This is a genomic window from Streptomyces cyaneofuscatus, assembly GCF_042718795.1.
Lineage (GTDB): Bacteria > Actinomycetota > Actinomycetes > Streptomycetales > Streptomycetaceae > Streptomyces > Streptomyces cyaneofuscatus_A.
In genome coordinates, this window is record NZ_JBHXOX010000002.1 from 230,007 (window position 1) to 245,782 (window position 15,776).

A 15,776-nucleotide genomic window follows, 5' to 3' on the forward strand; every position below is an offset into this window, starting at 1 on the left:
GACAGGGACGTTGGGAGACCGGAACCGAGGCCTGCTCGATTGGCTGGACCAGCCGTCCACCGAGCGCGGCCTGTACTACGCGGATTCCGCCGACGGATGGGACTTCTGGTCCTACCGTGATCTGGCCGCGCTGGTGCTGAGAACCGCCGCCGCCCTGCGGGCGCGGGGGGTCGGGCAGGGCGACGTGGTCGCCCTGGTGCTGCGCTCCAGCCCGGGTTTCGTCGCCGGGTTCTTCGGCGCGCTGGCGGCCGGTGCGACGCCGTGCTCCATCCCGCCGCCCTTCGCCTTCCAGCGCGCCGACGAGTACGAGAGGCACGCGAGCCATCTGTTCGCGACGGCCGCGCCCCGGTTCACCGTCTGCGACGACGAGTCGCTGGAACAGATCCGCAAGATCGCGAGTGGGCTGGGGCTGGAGGAGCCGGTCGCCTTCGACGAACTCGTGGTCGGGGTTGAGCCGTTGGAGCGGCCGATGCCGCTGCCGGAGACCGCGCTGATCCAGTTCACCTCCGGGTCGAGCGGCTTCTCGCGCGGCGTGCTGATCTCCGCCGACGCCCTGGAGACCAACCTCGCCGGAATGGGGCAGTGGCTGGGCTGCGCGCCCCAGTACCCGGCGATCAGTTGGCTGCCGGTCCACCACGACATGGGTCTCGTCGGCTTCCTGCTGAACGTCGTCGTCACCGGCTTCGACGGCTGGATGATGCAGCCGGACGACTTCATCCGCTCGCCGCTGCGGTATCTGCGCTGCATCAGCGACCAGGGCGCCGTCATGACGGCCATGCCCAACTTCGGGCTGGCGTACATCCTTCGCCGGGTGAGGCCGGCCGACCTGCGGGAGCTGCGCTTCGACTCGGTCCGGTGCGTGATCATCGGCGCGGAGCGGGTCGACCAGCAGGTGCTGGAGGACTTCCACGCGCTGCTGGGACCGCACGGACTCGACCGCGGCGCGCTGCTCCCCGCGTACGGCAGTGCCGAGGCGACCCTCGCGGTGACCGGTCTGGCCCCCGGCGAGGGCTGGTCGGCGCAGGCACCTGACGCCGGTGACGCGGCATCCCTCGCCGGAGCGGCGGTGGTCGGCTGCGGCCGTCCGCTGGAGGGCAGGACGGTGCGGATCCTGTCCGAGGACGGGGAGGAACTACCGGACGGACGGGTCGGCGAGATCGTCGTCACCGGGGTGTCGATCGCGAGCGGGTACATCGGTACCACCGGGTCCGCCTCAGGTACCAGCGTCGATGACGGGGGCCTCGCCACCGGTGACGCGGGCTTCCTGCGGGACGGGCAGCTCTTCGTGATCGGCCGGCTCGGCGACGGGCTGAAGATGAACGGGAAGATGGTCTTCGCCGAGAGCCTGGAGGCCCTGCTGCACCACCGGGGCATTCCCGAGCGGCGCGTCGCCGTCCTGCTGGGGGTACGCGACGGGGTACCGACCGGCGTGGCGGTGTTCGGCGGCGTGCGGCCCGGCTGGCGGGAGGCCGCCCACGAGGTTCTCTCCGAGTGGCTCGGCGACGCGGAGCTCCACATGGTCGAACTGCCCCGTGGCGGTGTCTCGGTCACCTCCAGCGGAAAACCGCGCCGGAGAGTCATCTGGAAGGCGCTCTGCGCGGGCGAGTTCGACGCGACGACCCGACCGCTGACGGCGGAGGCGGACGCGCCGGTCGCAGCGGACTGATCGGTCCTGGACGAACCGTACGCGTGACAATAGTGTGTGCCGCACAGTACAGTGCAGTGCATGGCTACAGAAGAGATCGCTCTTGGCCAGGCCCAGGAGCTGCGGCGCGGCACGGTCGTCCTGGCCTGCCTCGCGCTGCTCCGCAAGCCGCAGTACGGCTACGCACTGCTGGAGACACTCAACGACGCGGGTGTCACCGTCGACGGCAACACCCTCTATCCCTTGCTGCGCCGACTCGAGAAGCAAGGCCTGCTCACCAGCGAATGGAACACCGACGAGTCCCGGCCACGGAAGTTCTACCGGGTGAGTCCCGAGGGCTCCCGGGTACGCACCTCACTGGTGCGCGAATGGCAGGACCTCGTCGCCTCGATCTCACGGCTTACCAAGGAGAATGGATGAGCACGAACACGCTCACCGAGCGCTACGTGCACGAGGTCGTCAGGCGGCTGCCCGCGGATCAGCGCGACGACATCGCCGACGAGCTGCGCACCACCATCGCCGACACCATCGAAGCACGCGACCCGGCCCGCCCCGAGACGGTCGAGCGCGAGGTGCTGAGCGAGATGGGCGATCCGATCCGGCACGCCGCGCGCTACGCCGACCGGCCGCTCGCCCTGATCGGCCCCGATCTCTACCCGACCTACATCCGGCTGCTGGCCTTCCTGCTGACCACCGTGCTGCCGGTGATCACCGCCGTGTTCGTACTGCTGGAGATCGTGGACGGCAACGGCCTCGGGGCGGCCGTGGGCGCCGGCGTCGAGACGGTCTTCACGGTCGGCGCCCAGATGGTCACCGTACTCACCGTGCTGTTCGCCGTCGCCGAGCGCGCCGGCCACCGGAAGGGGACTCTCATCCGTACCACCGACTGGACCCCCGACGACCTGCCCGAGACCCGTGAGCCCCAGAAGGTCGGCTTCGGTGCCGTCCTGACGGCGGTCTGGTACGCGGTGCTGCTCGGCCTGACCGTCTGGCAGCAGCTCTCCGAGCCCTACCGGACCGACGGCGGGGAGCGGATCGCCGTACTCGACCCGGACCTGTGGTCGGGGTGGATCTGGCCGGTCCTCATCGGGCTCGCCGGCCTCGTCGTGCTCGCTCTGGTCCGCGTGGTCACGCACGGCTGGACCAGTCGGCTGGCCGTCCTGCACGCCATCGCCCAGGCGGTGTTCGTGCTGCCGCTGGCCTGGATCATCCAGCAGCGGCAGATCTTCAACCCGGACTTCCTGGCGGACGTCACGGACAACACGACGCCGGAGGTCTACACCGGCGTGGCGCTGATCGTCCTGGTCGCGAGCCTGATCGCCGTCGTCAACGGCTTCCGCGCGGCGAAGAAGTAGGACGGGAGCCCAGGCGAGGGAAGCGAGAACGCCGGGGGGGGGGGGGGGCGGCGCGGGGGGGGGGGGCCCCCCGGCCCCCCCCCCCCCCCCCGGGGCCCCCCCCCCCCCCCGCGGCGCCCCCCCCCCCCCCCCGCGACGGTGGAGGAGCCCGGAATCAGCGCGTCACCGCCATGATCTCGGGACGCACCAGGTTCTCCGCCAGCAGCAGGCTCTTGACCCGGTCCGAGAGCATGTCCAACTGCCGCAGGACATGGATGACCTGCTGGAACAGCATCTGCCGGTAGGTGGCCATCATCGGGTTCGTCCGCGCGAAAAGCAGCCCCTTCTCCACGTCGAGGTCCATCCGCTCCCAGACCTCGCGCAGCATGAACCGGCGCGACATCAGCTGGATGGCCTCCAGCAGGAAGTCCTCGCGCTCACGCAGCTCGGCGGCGGTCACCTGCCCGTACATGCCGGTGAGCGCGGTGACCCCGAAGGCGATGTGCCGGGCCTCGTCGCTCGCGACCATCTTGGTGATCTGACGGATGATCGGGTCCCCGAAGCCGCTGCTCGCGAGCCGCAGCGCGGTGATCGCCAGCCCCTCCACGACCACCTGCATGCCGAGATAGACGATGTCCCACCGGGATTCCGACAGCAGATCGTGCAGCAACGTCTTGAGCCCGGGATTGATCGGGTAGGAGTCGCCCAGCTTCTCGTCGACATAGCGGGCGAACGCCTCGACATGCCTCGCCTCGTCGGCGACCTGCGAGGCCGCGTAGGTCTTGGCATCCATGTCCGGCACCGTCTCCACCAGCCGGGCCGTGGTCACCAGCGCACCCTGCTCGCCGTGCAGGAACTGGCTGCACATCCACGACTGGTACTGCCAGCGGAACTGCGTCAGCAGTTCGCGGGGCACGGGACTTCCCTCGCCGACGACGAAGGACGCGAGTCTCCCCCCGCTCTCCTCCGACATCTCCGACCCGAAGTGGATCTCGTGGTCCCAGTCGATGTCGGTGGCGGCGTTCCACTGCGAGAGCTTGTTCTTCTCGTAGAGGTTCCACACCCGGCTGTCGCGTTGGCCGTAGTCCCAGTTCAAGAATGCCTTGAACATCGCGTCGACCTCCATGAGGTCCGCGGTGACGGTGTCCAGGGTGAAGAAGGTCGATTCGGCCGAGCCGGTCGTGGCGGCCGACCCGCCAGGAGCGGCCGCCACGCCGGTCGCCGAGTCCGGAACTGTGGTCATTGGATTACGGTCCACCCCTCGGGCACGGAACAGGACTGACGCTCGTGGAGTCTGACGCGCCCCGGAACGGCTCTCCAGGCACCCGTGGGGCAACTTGGCGGCAGACCGGTTGCCGGTCCCATGCCTGGCCCGCTGCCACCCGCCGGACCATGATGCCCACAAGGGGCTGCTGCCCCGCATGACCGTCGGCCGACCGAAGGGGCGGGACGCGCATGACTGCCGCCGCACCACCCACCCGCTCAGGGAACCCGTCCGGCTCGCGAAGCGCACCGGCTCCCCGGGACGACTGTCCCTGGATCGTGGGCCGGGTCCGCGCTTCCCGGCCCCGGATGCGGCTGTTCTGTCTGCCGCAGGCAGGCGGCAGCGCGGCCTCGTTCGCCCCGTGGCGTCTCGCCCCACCCTCCGGCGTGGAGCTCGCGACGGTGGAGCTGCCGGGCCGAGGTGTACGCGGCACGGACCCGCTGCCGGAGACCATGGAGGAACTGGCCGACGCGGTGATCGACGGCATCTCGGACGAGTTCGACCTGCCGTACGCGATCTTCGGCCACAGTTTCGGCGCGCTGCTCGGCTATGAGATCGCCGTCGGGATCGCGCGGCGCGGCCTGACCCCGCCGCGCGCACTGCTGGTGTCCGCGGCACGGTCGCCGCACACCCCGGTGCGCCGGCGTGTATCGGACCGGGACGACGCCGGGCTGCTCGCCTGGCTGGACAGCTTCGGCGGCATCCCTTCAGAACTGTCGCGCTATCCGGCGTATCTGCGGTACGCGCTGCGCACCGTCCGCCGCGACCTCGCGCTCACAGAGGCCTACCTGGCGCCCGGGCCGGAGCGGGTGGACTGCCCGCTCCATGTCCTCGGCGGTGCGGACGACCCACTGATCAGCGGGGCGCAGTTGGAGCGCTGGCGGGACTGCGCGGCGGGCGAGTTCTCCCTCCGGCTGCTGCCCGGCGGGCACGACTACCTCTTCACCGGCGCGCCCGCGGCGCTCGACGCCCTCGGAACGACGCTGCGCTGAGGGCGGGGGCCGGACGGGGAAGCTGCCGGTCGGCTGCCTGTCCCCGCACGCGAACCGTGCGGCAGCATCGCGCTGTCGGCCGCGCCGACGTCCTCCGCACACCGCTCACCGCCTTATCACTGCCACCACCGACCGCTCACGGGGAAGACCTCACAGTGAACGAAGCGACCGAGTCGCCGATCGAGATGGCGCTGCCCCTCACGCCACTGCAGGAGGGCATGCTCTTCCACGCGCTGTACGACTCCGAGACGGTGGACGTCTACAACATCCAGGCCGGCTTCGAACTGACCGGGGAGCTCTCGGCGGAGCGTCTGCGCGCGGCCTGCGCCGCCACACTCCGCCGCCATGCCGTTCTGCGGGCCGGTTTCCGGCTGCGTGCCAACGGGAAGCCCGTGCAGTTGGTACGCCGCGTCGTGGAGACGCCGTGGACCGAACTCGATCTGTCGGCGGAGTCCGAGTCCGGGCGGCGGAAGAGGCTGCTGGCCTTCCTCGAGGACGAGCGGCTGCACCGCTTCGAGATGGGGGCGCCACCGCTGATGCGGTTCGCGCTGATCCGGCTGGCGCCCGACCACCACGCCTTCATCATGACTTATCATCACATTCTGCTGGACGGGTGGTCTCTGCCACTCGTCCTCCAGGACCTGCTGGCGTTCTACCGGAGCGACGGCGACGACGCCGGACTCGGCCCCCTCACCCCCTTCTCGGACTTCCTCAGGTGGCTCTCCCGCCAGGACCGGCCCGCCGCGGAAGAGGCGTGGCGCGACGCTCTGCACGGTCTGGACGAACCGACCCTCGTCGCCCCTGGCGCGCCCTTCGCGGAGGCGATGCCCGGGCTGGCCTTCGTGACGCTGTCCGAGCAGGCGACCACGGCGCTGACCGCTACCGCCCGGGAGCACGGCCTCACGCTCAACACCGTTGTACAGGGCGCCTGGTCACTGCTCCTCTCGCTGCTGACGGGGCGCGACGACGTGGTCTTCGGCCAGACCGTGCACGGCCGCCCGCCACAGCTCCCCGGGGTCGACTCGGTCGTGGGCCTGCTCATGAACGCGATCCCGGTACGGGTACGGATCGCCCCCGAGGATTCGATGGCCGCTCTCTTCGCCCGGATCCAGAACGAACAGGCCGCACTCGCACCCCACCACCACCTGGGGCTGGCCGAGGTGCAGCGGCTGGCCGGGCTCGGCGCGCTCTTCGACACCTCCACCGGCTTCGGGAACGCGCCCTTCGACCGGGAGGCCGTACAGGACGGTCCGGCCGGCCTGCGAGTGACGCCGCTGGAAGGCGACGAGGAAGCGGCCGGACAGCAGGAGATCACCGGATCGACCCACTACCCCCTGAGTGTCTTCGCCGTCCCCGGCCCCAGCCTGCGGCTCGAACTCAACTACCGCACCGACCTGTTCGACGCCGAACGCATCGAACTGATCGGCTCCCGGCTGAGGTTGCTGCTCAGGACATTCGCCGAACGGCCCACGACGCCGGTCGCCGCCGTTCCGCTGCTCACCCACGAGGAACGGGAGCAGGTGATCGGCGACTGGGGAGGCCGGCGAGCGGAGTCCGGTCACGTTCCCGCCCGCGTACCGGCGACCCTCACCGAGCGGTTCGAGGACCAGGTGCGCGCCACACCCGACGCCCCGGCCGTGGCGGACGGGGAGCGGTCGCTCAGCTACCGCCGGCTCGACGCGGAGGCGAACCGGCTGGCCCGGCTGCTGCTGGCCCGCGGGGTGAAGCCCGGCGACTTCGTCGCCGTGGCGCTGCCGCGCGGGACGGACCTGATCGTGGCGCTGCTCGGCACGCTGAAGGCGGGAGCCGGATATCTGCCGGTCGACCCCTCCTATCCCGCCGAACGCGTCTCGTTCATGCTCGGCGACGCCTCCCCGTCCGTCGTCATCTGCGCCGGCACCACCCGCCCGGCGCTCATCACGCACCCGTCGGTCGTCCCACTCGCCGACCCCGCCGTCCAGGACGAGTTGGCGCTGCTGCCCGAGCACCGCGTGGAGGACGGCGAACGCGGCGCGCCGCTGCGGCTCGCGGACGCCGCGTACGTCATCTACACCTCGGGGTCGACCGGCCGGCCCAAGGGCGTCGCCGTCGAGCACCGTACGGTCGACAGCTACCTCGCCTTCGCCCGCGCCGCCTATCCCGGCCTCGCCGGACAGGCGCTCGTGCACTCCCCGCCCTCGTTCGACCTCACCGTCACCGGCATCTTCGGCCCGCTGACCTCCGGCGGTCTGGTGCGCATCGTCGATCTGGAGGACTTCGACGCCCCGCCCGGCGCCACCCCGCCGCCCACCTTCGTCAAAGCAACGCCCAGCCACCTGCCGGTGCTGACGGCTTCGTCCGACTGGTACTCACCGACCGGGGAACTGGTCCTGGGCGGTGAACAGCTGAACGCCGAGGCGCTGGCGCAATGGCGTGAGGCCCACCCGGGCGTGACCATCGTGAACGAGTACGGACCCACGGAGGCCACCGTGGGATGCATGGAGTACCGCCTGGAACCCGGCGACCCGCTGCCCGGGGGTGCGGTGCCGGTCGGCCGTCCGGTCCCCGACGCCCGGGTCTACCTCCTGGACGCTTTCCTGCGTCCCGTCCCCGCGGGCCTGCCCGCCGAGCTGTACATCGGCGGTGACGTGCTCGCCCGCGGCTACGTCAACCGGCCCGGTCTCTCCGCGTCCCGCTTCGTCGCCGACCCCTTCGGCCCGCCCGGTTCCCGGATGTACCGTACCGGTGACATCGCGTACTGGCGGCCCGACGGCACCATGGTCTACCGCGGCCGGTCCGACGACCAGGTCAAGGTCCGCGGCTTCCGGATCGAACTTGGCGAGGTGGAGACCGTCGTCGCGGCCGATCCCGCCGTCGCCCAGGCCGCGGCAGCCGTACGGAAGGACCGGCACGGGAACGAGCGGTTGGTGGCCTATGTCGTACCGGCGGCCGACCCGTCCGCGGATCCTGCCGCGCTGGCGGACCGGATCGGGGCGCGGCTGCCCGCGAGCATGGTTCCCTCGGCGTTCGTCACCCTGCCCGCACTGCCGATGAGCCCGAACGGCAAGGTGGACCGGGCCGCGCTGCCGGCCCCGGACGAAGCGCGCGGGTCCGGGCAGCGGCAGCGCGCGGACCAGGCGCGGGACGAGAGCGTCGAGACCGTTCTCGTCGACCTGTTCGTCCAGGTACTCGGTGTGGACAGCGCCGTGGCGGCGGACGACTTCTTCGCCCTCGGCGGCGACTCCATCACCGCCATCCAACTCGTCGTCCGCGCCCGCGCCGCAGGCTTCCACCTGACCCCGAAGCACATCTTCACCCACCGCACCGCCAGCGCTCTCGCCGCCTTTCTCGTGGTGAGCCCGACCGGCGCGGTGGAGTCCGCGGACGGCGGCCCGGGCGCGGCCGACCCGGCGGCACAGTGGTCGGCGGACGTGATCCCCGCGACGCCGATCATGCTCTGGCTGCGGGAGCAGGGCGGAACGACCGACGCGTACCACCAGTCGACACTGCTCCGGGTGCCGGCCGCACTCGACGCCGACCTGCTGGCCACCGCCGTACGGACTCTCGCCGAGCGGCATCAGTCGCTGCGCGCACGTCTCCAGGAGGACGGGACGCTGACGCTGGACCCGGTGGACCCGGTCACGTCGCGGAACTCGGTACGCCGGGTGGACGTCGTGGGTCTCGCGCCGGAAGGTGTCCGTCTGCGGATCGCCGCGTGCGCCCGTGAGGACGCCGACTCCCTCGCCCCACGTGCGGGCGCCATGCTGCGGGTGTCCTGGTTCGACGCCGGCGAGGGCGCCCAGGGCAGGTTGCTCGTCACCGTCCACCACCTGGCCGTCGATGCGGTCTCCTGGCACATCCTGCTGACCGACCTGTACGGCATCTGGCAGGGCCTGGCAGCGGGGGCCGTCCCGGAGACCGGTCCGGTGCCGTTCTCGATGCGGGAATGGAGCCTGCTGCTCCGCGCCGCGGCGGAAGCACCCGCTCTGCGGGACGAGCTGCCCCACTGGCGGAGGACTCTCAGCACAGGACGGGGGCCGGGTGACGGCAGGCTCGCCGACGTGGAGCTCTCCCCGTCGCACGACGTCTACGCGACGGCCGGTGAACTCTCCCTCACCCTCCCGCCGGATCTGACCGCCCCGCTGCTCACGACCGTGCCCGCCGTCTTCGGCACCCACACGAACGAGGTACTGCTCACCGCTCTCGCGGTGGCCGTCGCCGCCTGGCGTCGTGACCGGTCGCCCGATGCGGGCGACAGCACGGCCGTACTGGTCGACGTCGAGGGCCACGGCCGCGAGCAGATGTCCGAGGACGTCGACCTGTCCGGCACCGTCGGCTGGCTGACCACGCTGTACCCGGTACGCGTCGACGCCAGGATCGCCGACTGGGCTCCGGACGACGATCCGGCCGGAGCCCGCCTCGGCGAGGCCGTGCGCCGGGTCACGGCCCAGTTCGAAGCCATCCCCCGGCGCGGCACCGGCTTCGGTCTGCTGCGCTACCTGAACCAGGAGACAGCCGCCGAGCTGGCGGCCCGCCCCGCACCCCAGATCGGGTACAACTACCTCGGGAGACAGGGCGGTGCGGGGACCACCGACTGGAGCGTGGCCCCCGAGTCGGACGTGCTGCCCCTCGGGGCCGACCCCCGTATGCCCATGGCGCACGTCGTCGAACTGACCGCGGCGGTCAACGACGGCGCGGAAGGGCCACGCCTGGTCACCAACTGGCTGTGGGCCCGTCGGCTCCTGTCCGACCAGGACGTCGCCGAGCTGGGCCGGCTCTGGTTCGCGGCTCTGCGCGCGCTGGTGGAGCACGGGACGAGCACGGAGGCCATCGTCGCGCGGCAGACGACGCCGCCCGCCCTTCCCCGGGAGGGCGGACCACTGGGCGGAGAACCGCTCGACCGGCACGACACCGAGCTCGCCGGTCTCGGCGCCCGTATCGGCCTGCCCGTCGTCGAGGCCCTGCCGATGACGCCGCTCCAGGAAGGGCTGCTCTTCCACGCCCGGTACGACAGCCGGGACCTCGATGTCTACAACGTGCAGATCTCGTTGGAGGTCGAGGGCCGGCTTCACGCCGAGCGGTTCCGGAGCGCCTGCGACGCTCTCCTGGAACGGCACCCGATGCTGCGGGCAGCCTTCGTGCAGAAGCGGTCCGGGGAGCCGGTGCAGGTGATCCCGGAGCGGACGGCCATGCCGTGGCACGTCCATGACCTGGCCGGCCTCGGCCCGCGCGAACAGGCCGACAGGCTGGCGGCGGTGCTGGCGGCCGACCGGCGCCGGCGCTTCGACCCCGCCGACCCGCCGCTGATGCGCTGCACCGTGGTCGGCCTGGGCGAGGACAGGCAGAGAGTCGTCCTGACCATGCACCACCTGCTGGTGGACGGCTGGACCACTTCGCTGCTGCTGCGCGACCTGCTCGCTCTCTACGACCACGGCACCGCGAGCGGGCTGCCCGCGCCCGGCCACTACCCCGACTATCTGCGGTGGCTGGCCGAACAGGACCGCGAGAAGGCGCGTACGGCCTGGCTGGAGGCGCTGGCGGGTCTGAAGGAGCCCACGCTGGCCTGCCCCGGCACGGACACCGCGCGGATACGCGTCCTTCCGGAGCGGATCGTCGTCGCCCTCTCCGAGGCGGACACCTCCGCGCTGCTCGACATCTCGCGCCGTCACGGTGTCACGCTCAACACCCTGGTCCGGGTCGCCTGGGCGCTGTGCCTGCACCGGCGGACCGGGCAGTTGGACCTCACCTTCGGGGCCACGGTCTCGGGCAGGGAGGCCGAACTCCCCGGCGTCGAGGAGATGGTGGGGGTGTTCATCAACACGGTGCCGGTACGGGTGCGTCTCGACCCGTCCGAGCCGGTGGCCGAACTGCTCGAACGCCTCCAGGGCGAGCACGCCGAACTTCTGGAGTACCACTACCTCCCGCTGAGCGACATCCAGCGGACGGTGGGACTGGGGACCCTGTTCGACAGTTGCGTCGTCTTCGAGAACTTCCCGACCGCCGAGACCCTGCCGAGCGGTCCGGACGACGGCTTGCGGCTGACGGATGTCGTCGGCCACGACGCCTATCACTATCCGCTCAAGCTGATGGCCGCACCCGGCCGGCAGTTGGAGCTGGAGATCAGCTACCGCCCGGACCTGTTCGACGCACCGCTCGGGCAGCAGGTGGCCGATCGTCTACGGGAACTGCTGATCGAGCTGCCCGGAGCGCTGGCCCTCCCGACGGGCCGGTTCCTGGAACACACTCCCGCACCACCTGCCGAACCAGGGCAGCAGATGATGTGCGAGCTGATCGCCGAGGTGCTCGGACGCGACTTCGTCAGCGCGGACGAAGACGTGTTCGAGCTCGGCTGCGACTCCCTGACGGCCCTGCGCCTGGCGGGCCGGATCGAGACGGAACTGGGACGGCCCGTCGACGTGGAGAGCGTCTTCCGCTGCCGTACCGCCCGTGCCCTCGGCACCGCACTCACCTGAGGCCCACGCGAGGCCTGGAATCAGCCCAGGCCGAACCCCGAGAACAGAAAGACTGAAACCATGACAAACCCCTTCGACAACGAAGACGGCGTCTTCCACGTGCTCGTCAACGACGAGGGTCAGCACTCCCTGTGGCCGGCGTTCGTCGAGGTCCCGGCCGGCTGGAGCGCGGTGGTGTCGGACAGCACCCGGCAGACCTGCCTCGACTACATCGAGGAGAACTGGACCGACCTCCGGCCCGCCTCGCTCGCCGCGACCGACGCGGCCTGACCCGCTTCCCTCATCGAACGCTCCGGCAGAGACAGGTAACCGCACATGCCCAACAACTTCCCCCCCGTCGTCAACTCGTGGAACGAGTGGGACACCCTCCGGGAAATGGTGGTCGGCTCCGCCGACAACGCCTGCTTCGAACCAGCTGAACCAGGCAGCCGGCCCGCGATACGCAACGCTCCCGACCAGCCGTTCCCGACGGGCCCGAAGTCCAAGGAGGCCATAGATCTGGCCAATGAGGAACTCACCGGTCTCGCCCGGCTCCTGGAATCCCAGGGCGTGACCGTACGCCGCCCCGAGACGCACGACTTCTCCGCCCCGGTCACCACCCCCGACTTCGAGGTCGAGAACCAGTACTGCGCCGTCTGCCCGCGCGACGTGATGATCACCATGGGCAACGAGATCATCGAGGCGACCATGTCGCGCCGCGCCCGTTACTTCGAGTACCAGCCCTACCGGAAGCTGGTCTACGAGTACTGGAACGCCGACCCGCGGGTGGGATGGACGACCGCGCCCAAGCCGTCGATGAAGGACGGCATGTACCGCGAGGACTTCTGGGAGTGGCCGCTGGAGGAGCGCCACGCGAAGATGCACTCGTTCGAGTTCTGCGTCACCCAGGACGAGGTGATCTTCGACGCCGCCGACATGAGCCGGCTGGGCCGCGACATCCTGGTCCAGGAGTCGATGACCACCAACCGGGCCGGCATCCACTGGCTCAAGCGCCACCTGGAACCCCGCGGCTTCCGCGTCCACCCCGTGCACTTCCCGCTGGACTTCTTCCCGTCCCACATCGACTGCACCTTCGTACCGCTGCGCCCCGGCCTGATCCTCACCAATCCGGAACGGCCGCTGCGCGAGGGCGAGGAGAAGATGTTCCTCGACAACGACTGGCAACTGGTCGATGTGCCCCAGCCGGTCCTGAGCAACGACGAGATGCCGATGTACTGCCAGTCGTCGAAGTGGCTCTCGATGAACGTGCTGAGCATCTCGCCGACCAAGGTCATCTGCGAGGAGCAGGAGAAGCCCCTCCAGGACCTTCTCTCCTCGCACGGTTTCGAGGTCTTCCCGATTCCGTTCCGCAACGTCTTCGAGTACGGCGGCTCCCTCCACTGCGCCACGTGGGACATCCACCGTGACGGCGACAAGCAGGACTACTTCCCCTCCCTCCGGTACGAGCCGCTGTTCTGACCGCTCCAACAGCTTTTCCGAAGCAGCAGTGACGGCCCCGGCCCCTGGCCGGGGCCGTCGGCGTGCACGCCCCACAGACCGTCCCGGGAAACACGTATCCCCAGGCAAGAACGATTCTGCCTGGGGACACTCGGTGGGGCGGGTGGGACTCGAACCCACGGCCGACGGATTATGAGTCCGCTGCTCTAACCGGCTGAGCTACCGCCCCGTCTCGGCGTGGCGCGTACAAGTGTGCGCACCGTCTGCCGCAGCATAGCCGGTCATACGATCTCTCGCTTCGGATGGTCGACTTCGCCTGATCTTGAGGACGGCGCTGCGTGCTGCCCGGTTGCAGAGAAGATCGAAGTGACCCGAAAGAGTCACGCGGGGGCTCCACAGGCGGCCCCGGACGGCATCGGCGAGGCACGCGAAAGAGGACCCCGAAGGGTCCTCTTCCGTTCGGCTCCCCCGACTGGACTCGAACCAGTAACCCTCCGGTTAACAGCCGAATGCTCTGCCAATTGAGCTACAGGGGATCGCGCTCCCCCGACTGGACTCGAACCAGTAACCTGCCGGTTAACAGCCGGCTGCTCTGCCAATTGAGCTACAGGGGATTGCTGCGTTGCTTCGAAATCGTACCTGCCTGGCGGCTGCCGGGCGGCGCGCGTTCGCTGCGACACATACATTAGCGCAAGCAGGGGGGTGCTCCGCCAATCGGTATCGCCCGGGGTGATCTCGGGTGCTCGCGGGTAGGCGGGCTGCACACGTCGCACCAAGCGTAGGAAGGGTGGCAGCCATGCGGTACCGGCTCACGTTCATCGCCGGAGTGGCCCTCGGTTACGTGCTCGGCACGCGAGCCGGGCGCGAGCGTTACGAGCAGTTGAAGAAGTCGGCCCGGCAGTTCACGGAGAACCCCGCCGTGCGCAACGCCGCCGAGAGTGCCGCGCACAGCGGCCGGGACATCGCCGGCAAGGCGTACCACTCGGTCAGCGACAAGGTCGGGGACAGGGTGCCCGCCTCCGTCGCCGAGCGTGTCCGGTCGCTGAAGGAGCGCAGCAGCCAGAACGGCGGCGCCGAGGACGACTGGGGGACGACCAACACCTGAGGGGCTGAGCCTCACGTAGGCCTTGTCACGTGAGGCGGCTGTTACGGGAAAGTCCCGCGGTGCGGCAGAATCTTCGTATGGGCATAGTCGCGGGGCTGGACAGTTCTTCCGCCTTCACTCACATCGTCGTCTGCGACACGGACTCGGGCGCCGTGCTCCGGGAGGGGTACGCCGCCCACCCGGTCGAGGCCAAGGCCACCGAGGTCGATCCGCAGGCCTGGCTGCTCTCCCTCGGTGAGGCGGCCTCCGGCGGGCTGCTCGAAGGGGTGCAGGCCATCGGTGTCTCCGCCCAGCAGCACGGGCTCGTACCGCTGGACCGGCAGGGCAACCTCGTGCGTCCCGCGCTCCTCGGCAACGACCGGCGGGCGCAGGTCGCCGCGGCCGATCTCGTCGACGCGCTCGGGGGCCGGCAGGCCTGGGCCGAGGCGGTCGGGGCCGTACCGCAGGCCGCGCAGCCCGTGGCGAAGCTGCGGTGGCTGGCCCGGACCGAGCCGGAGAACGCGCAGCGGGTCGCCGCCGTGATGCAGCCGCACGACTGGCTCGTGTGGCAGTTGCTGGGGCGGCCCGCCCGGCGGACCACGGACCGGGGTGCCGCCTCGGGGACCGGTTACTGGTCGGCCGGGTCCGCCGCCTACCGGCCCGACCTGGTGGAGCTCGCGCTCGGGCACCCCGCCGCCCTGCCCGAGGTGCTCGGCCCCGCCGAGTCCGCCGGGACCACGCCCGAGGGGCTCCTGATCTCCGCGGGGACCGGCGAGACCATGGCCGCGGCCTTCGGGCTCGGGGTCGCGGTGGGCGACGCGGTGGTGTCGCTGGGGGCCTCCGGGTCCGTGATGGCGGTGCACCACGAGGCGCTCGCCGACCCACGCGGGATGATCACCTCCTTCGCCGACGCCACCGGGATGCACCTGCCGGTGGTGCATGTGTCCAATGCCGTACGCGCGTTGCGCGGGACCACCGAGATGCTCGGCCTGGACGGGCTGGAGGAGCTGTCGGCCCTCGCCCTGAAGTCCACGCCCGGCGCCTCCGGGCTCGTACTGCTGCCGTACCTGGAAGGCGAGCGCACCCCGCAGCTCCCGCACACCGCCGGCACCCTCAGCGGGCTGCGGCGTGAGTCGATGAAGCCGGAGCACCTGGCGCGGGCCGCGTTCGAGGGGATGCTCTGCTCGCTGGCCGACGCCTTGGACGTGCTGCGCGGGCGGGGGGTGGAGGTGCGGCGCGTGTTCCTGCTGGGCGCGGCCGCCGAGCTGCCCGCCGTACAGGCGCTGGCTCCGGCGGTGTTCGGCACGCAGGTCGTCGTACCGCAGCCCGCCCAGTACGCGGCGCTCGGCGCGGCCCGGCAGGCGGCGTGGGCGCTCGGGGTCTCGCAGGGCACCCTCGACCCGCGCACTCCCCCGGCCTGGCAGGGCGCCGCCGCCCAGGTGCTGGAACCGGGCGAGGAGCTCGCGGTGGGGCGGGCGGTGCGCCAGCAGTACGGGGCGACTCGGGATCAGATCCATCCCGGCGCTTTCGGTGGCGGCCAGTAAGAGGCGGGACCCGCTCCAGCCTTG

10 protein-coding genes and 3 tRNA genes are annotated in these 15,776 nt (G+C 70.8%); 9 read left to right on the forward strand and 4 right to left on the reverse strand.

Features of this window, described 5'->3' with window-relative positions:
- Nucleotides 1-10: 10 nt before the first annotated feature.
- From ACFWRT_RS02695 to ACFWRT_RS02705, 3 genes are read left to right on the forward strand one after another with little or no spacing between them, the layout of a single operon-like run.
- Nucleotides 11-1,666, forward strand: coding sequence for an AMP-binding protein (locus ACFWRT_RS02695; RefSeq protein ID WP_380949374.1), 1,656 nt, complete (start codon nucleotides 11-13; stop codon nucleotides 1,664-1,666).
- Between the two features lie 60 nt (nucleotides 1,667-1,726).
- Nucleotides 1,727-2,065 carry a PadR family transcriptional regulator gene (locus tag ACFWRT_RS02700; protein ID WP_018961692.1) on the forward strand — a complete coding sequence of 113 codons (339 nt, stop codon included), beginning with the start codon at nucleotides 1,727-1,729 and terminating at the stop codon, nucleotides 2,063-2,065.
- Complete coding sequence (locus tag ACFWRT_RS02705; RefSeq protein WP_380949373.1) at nucleotides 2,062-3,000, forward strand: HAAS signaling domain-containing protein; 939 nt, start codon at nucleotides 2,062-2,064, stop codon at nucleotides 2,998-3,000. Before ACFWRT_RS02700 ends, ACFWRT_RS02705 begins: the two co-directional genes overlap by 4 nt.
- 154 nt (nucleotides 3,001-3,154) lie before the next feature.
- On the opposite strand, the gene ACFWRT_RS02710 is transcribed toward ACFWRT_RS02705, so the two are convergent.
- On the reverse strand, nucleotides 3,155-4,222 hold the full coding sequence (locus ACFWRT_RS02710) for a diiron oxygenase (protein WP_380952728.1): 1,068 nt from the start codon (nucleotides 4,220-4,222) through the stop codon (nucleotides 3,155-3,157).
- 212 nt (nucleotides 4,223-4,434) lie between these two features.
- Between ACFWRT_RS02710 and ACFWRT_RS02715 the strand changes: the two genes are divergently transcribed.
- From ACFWRT_RS02715 to ACFWRT_RS02730, 4 genes are all read left to right on the forward strand, one after another.
- Nucleotides 4,435-5,235, forward strand: coding sequence for a thioesterase II family protein (locus ACFWRT_RS02715; protein WP_380952727.1), 801 nt, complete (start codon nucleotides 4,435-4,437; stop codon nucleotides 5,233-5,235).
- A gap of 155 nt (nucleotides 5,236-5,390) precedes the next feature.
- Entirely contained in the window at nucleotides 5,391-11,687 is a 6,297-nt protein-coding gene (locus ACFWRT_RS02720; RefSeq protein WP_380952726.1) for an amino acid adenylation domain-containing protein, read from the forward strand.
- A gap of 60 nt (nucleotides 11,688-11,747) precedes the next feature.
- The gene (locus tag ACFWRT_RS02725) at nucleotides 11,748-11,957 is read left to right on the forward strand and encodes an MbtH family protein (protein ID WP_031126055.1); all 210 of its coding nucleotides are present in this window, start codon (nucleotides 11,748-11,750) and stop codon (nucleotides 11,955-11,957) included.
- 45 nt (nucleotides 11,958-12,002) lie between these two features.
- The gene (locus ACFWRT_RS02730) at nucleotides 12,003-13,145 is read left to right on the forward strand and encodes a glycine amidinotransferase (protein WP_380952725.1); all 1,143 of its coding nucleotides are present in this window, start codon (nucleotides 12,003-12,005) and stop codon (nucleotides 13,143-13,145) included.
- A gap of 134 nt (nucleotides 13,146-13,279) precedes the next feature.
- Here ACFWRT_RS02730 and ACFWRT_RS02735 read toward each other — a convergent pair.
- From ACFWRT_RS02735 to ACFWRT_RS02745, 3 genes are all read right to left on the reverse strand, one after another.
- Nucleotides 13,280-13,353, reverse strand: a tRNA-Ile gene (locus ACFWRT_RS02735).
- A gap of 234 nt (nucleotides 13,354-13,587) precedes the next feature.
- Nucleotides 13,588-13,660, reverse strand: a tRNA-Asn gene (locus ACFWRT_RS02740).
- Between the two features lie 5 nt (nucleotides 13,661-13,665).
- Nucleotides 13,666-13,738 (reverse strand) — tRNA-Asn (locus ACFWRT_RS02745).
- A gap of 182 nt (nucleotides 13,739-13,920) precedes the next feature.
- On the opposite strand from ACFWRT_RS02745, the gene ACFWRT_RS02750 reads away from it, so the two are divergent.
- Together ACFWRT_RS02750 and ACFWRT_RS02755 are read left to right on the forward strand one after the other, a co-directional pair.
- The gene (locus ACFWRT_RS02750; RefSeq protein WP_380952732.1) at nucleotides 13,921-14,229 is read left to right on the forward strand and encodes a YtxH domain-containing protein; all 309 of its coding nucleotides are present in this window, start codon (nucleotides 13,921-13,923) and stop codon (nucleotides 14,227-14,229) included.
- Nucleotides 14,230-14,306: 77 nt separating this feature from the next.
- Nucleotides 14,307-15,752, forward strand: a complete 1,446-nt coding sequence (locus ACFWRT_RS02755) for an FGGY family carbohydrate kinase (protein ID WP_380952723.1) — start codon at nucleotides 14,307-14,309, stop codon at nucleotides 15,750-15,752.
- Nucleotides 15,753-15,776 lie beyond the last annotated feature (24 nt).

Excerpts from the sequence above, each read along its gene's own strand:
- ACFWRT_RS02715 (WP_380952727.1), top strand. The coding sequence starts at position 4,435 with ATGACTGCCGCCGCACCACCCACCCGCTCAGGGAACCCGTCCGGCTCG.
- ACFWRT_RS02750 (WP_380952732.1), top strand. The coding sequence starts at position 13,921 with ATGCGGTACCGGCTCACGTTCATCGCCGGAGTGGCCCTCGGTTACGTG.
- ACFWRT_RS02725 (WP_031126055.1), top strand. The coding sequence starts at position 11,748 with ATGACAAACCCCTTCGACAACGAAGACGGCGTCTTCCACGTGCTCGTC.
- ACFWRT_RS02700 (WP_018961692.1), top strand. The coding sequence starts at position 1,727 with ATGGCTACAGAAGAGATCGCTCTTGGCCAGGCCCAGGAGCTGCGGCGC.
- ACFWRT_RS02755 (WP_380952723.1), top strand. The coding sequence starts at position 14,307 with ATGGGCATAGTCGCGGGGCTGGACAGTTCTTCCGCCTTCACTCACATC.
- ACFWRT_RS02705 (WP_380949373.1), top strand. The coding sequence starts at position 2,062 with ATGAGCACGAACACGCTCACCGAGCGCTACGTGCACGAGGTCGTCAGG.
- ACFWRT_RS02710 (WP_380952728.1), bottom strand. The coding sequence starts at position 4,222 with ATGACCACAGTTCCGGACTCGGCGACCGGCGTGGCGGCCGCTCCTGGC.
- ACFWRT_RS02730 (WP_380952725.1), top strand. The coding sequence starts at position 12,003 with ATGCCCAACAACTTCCCCCCCGTCGTCAACTCGTGGAACGAGTGGGAC.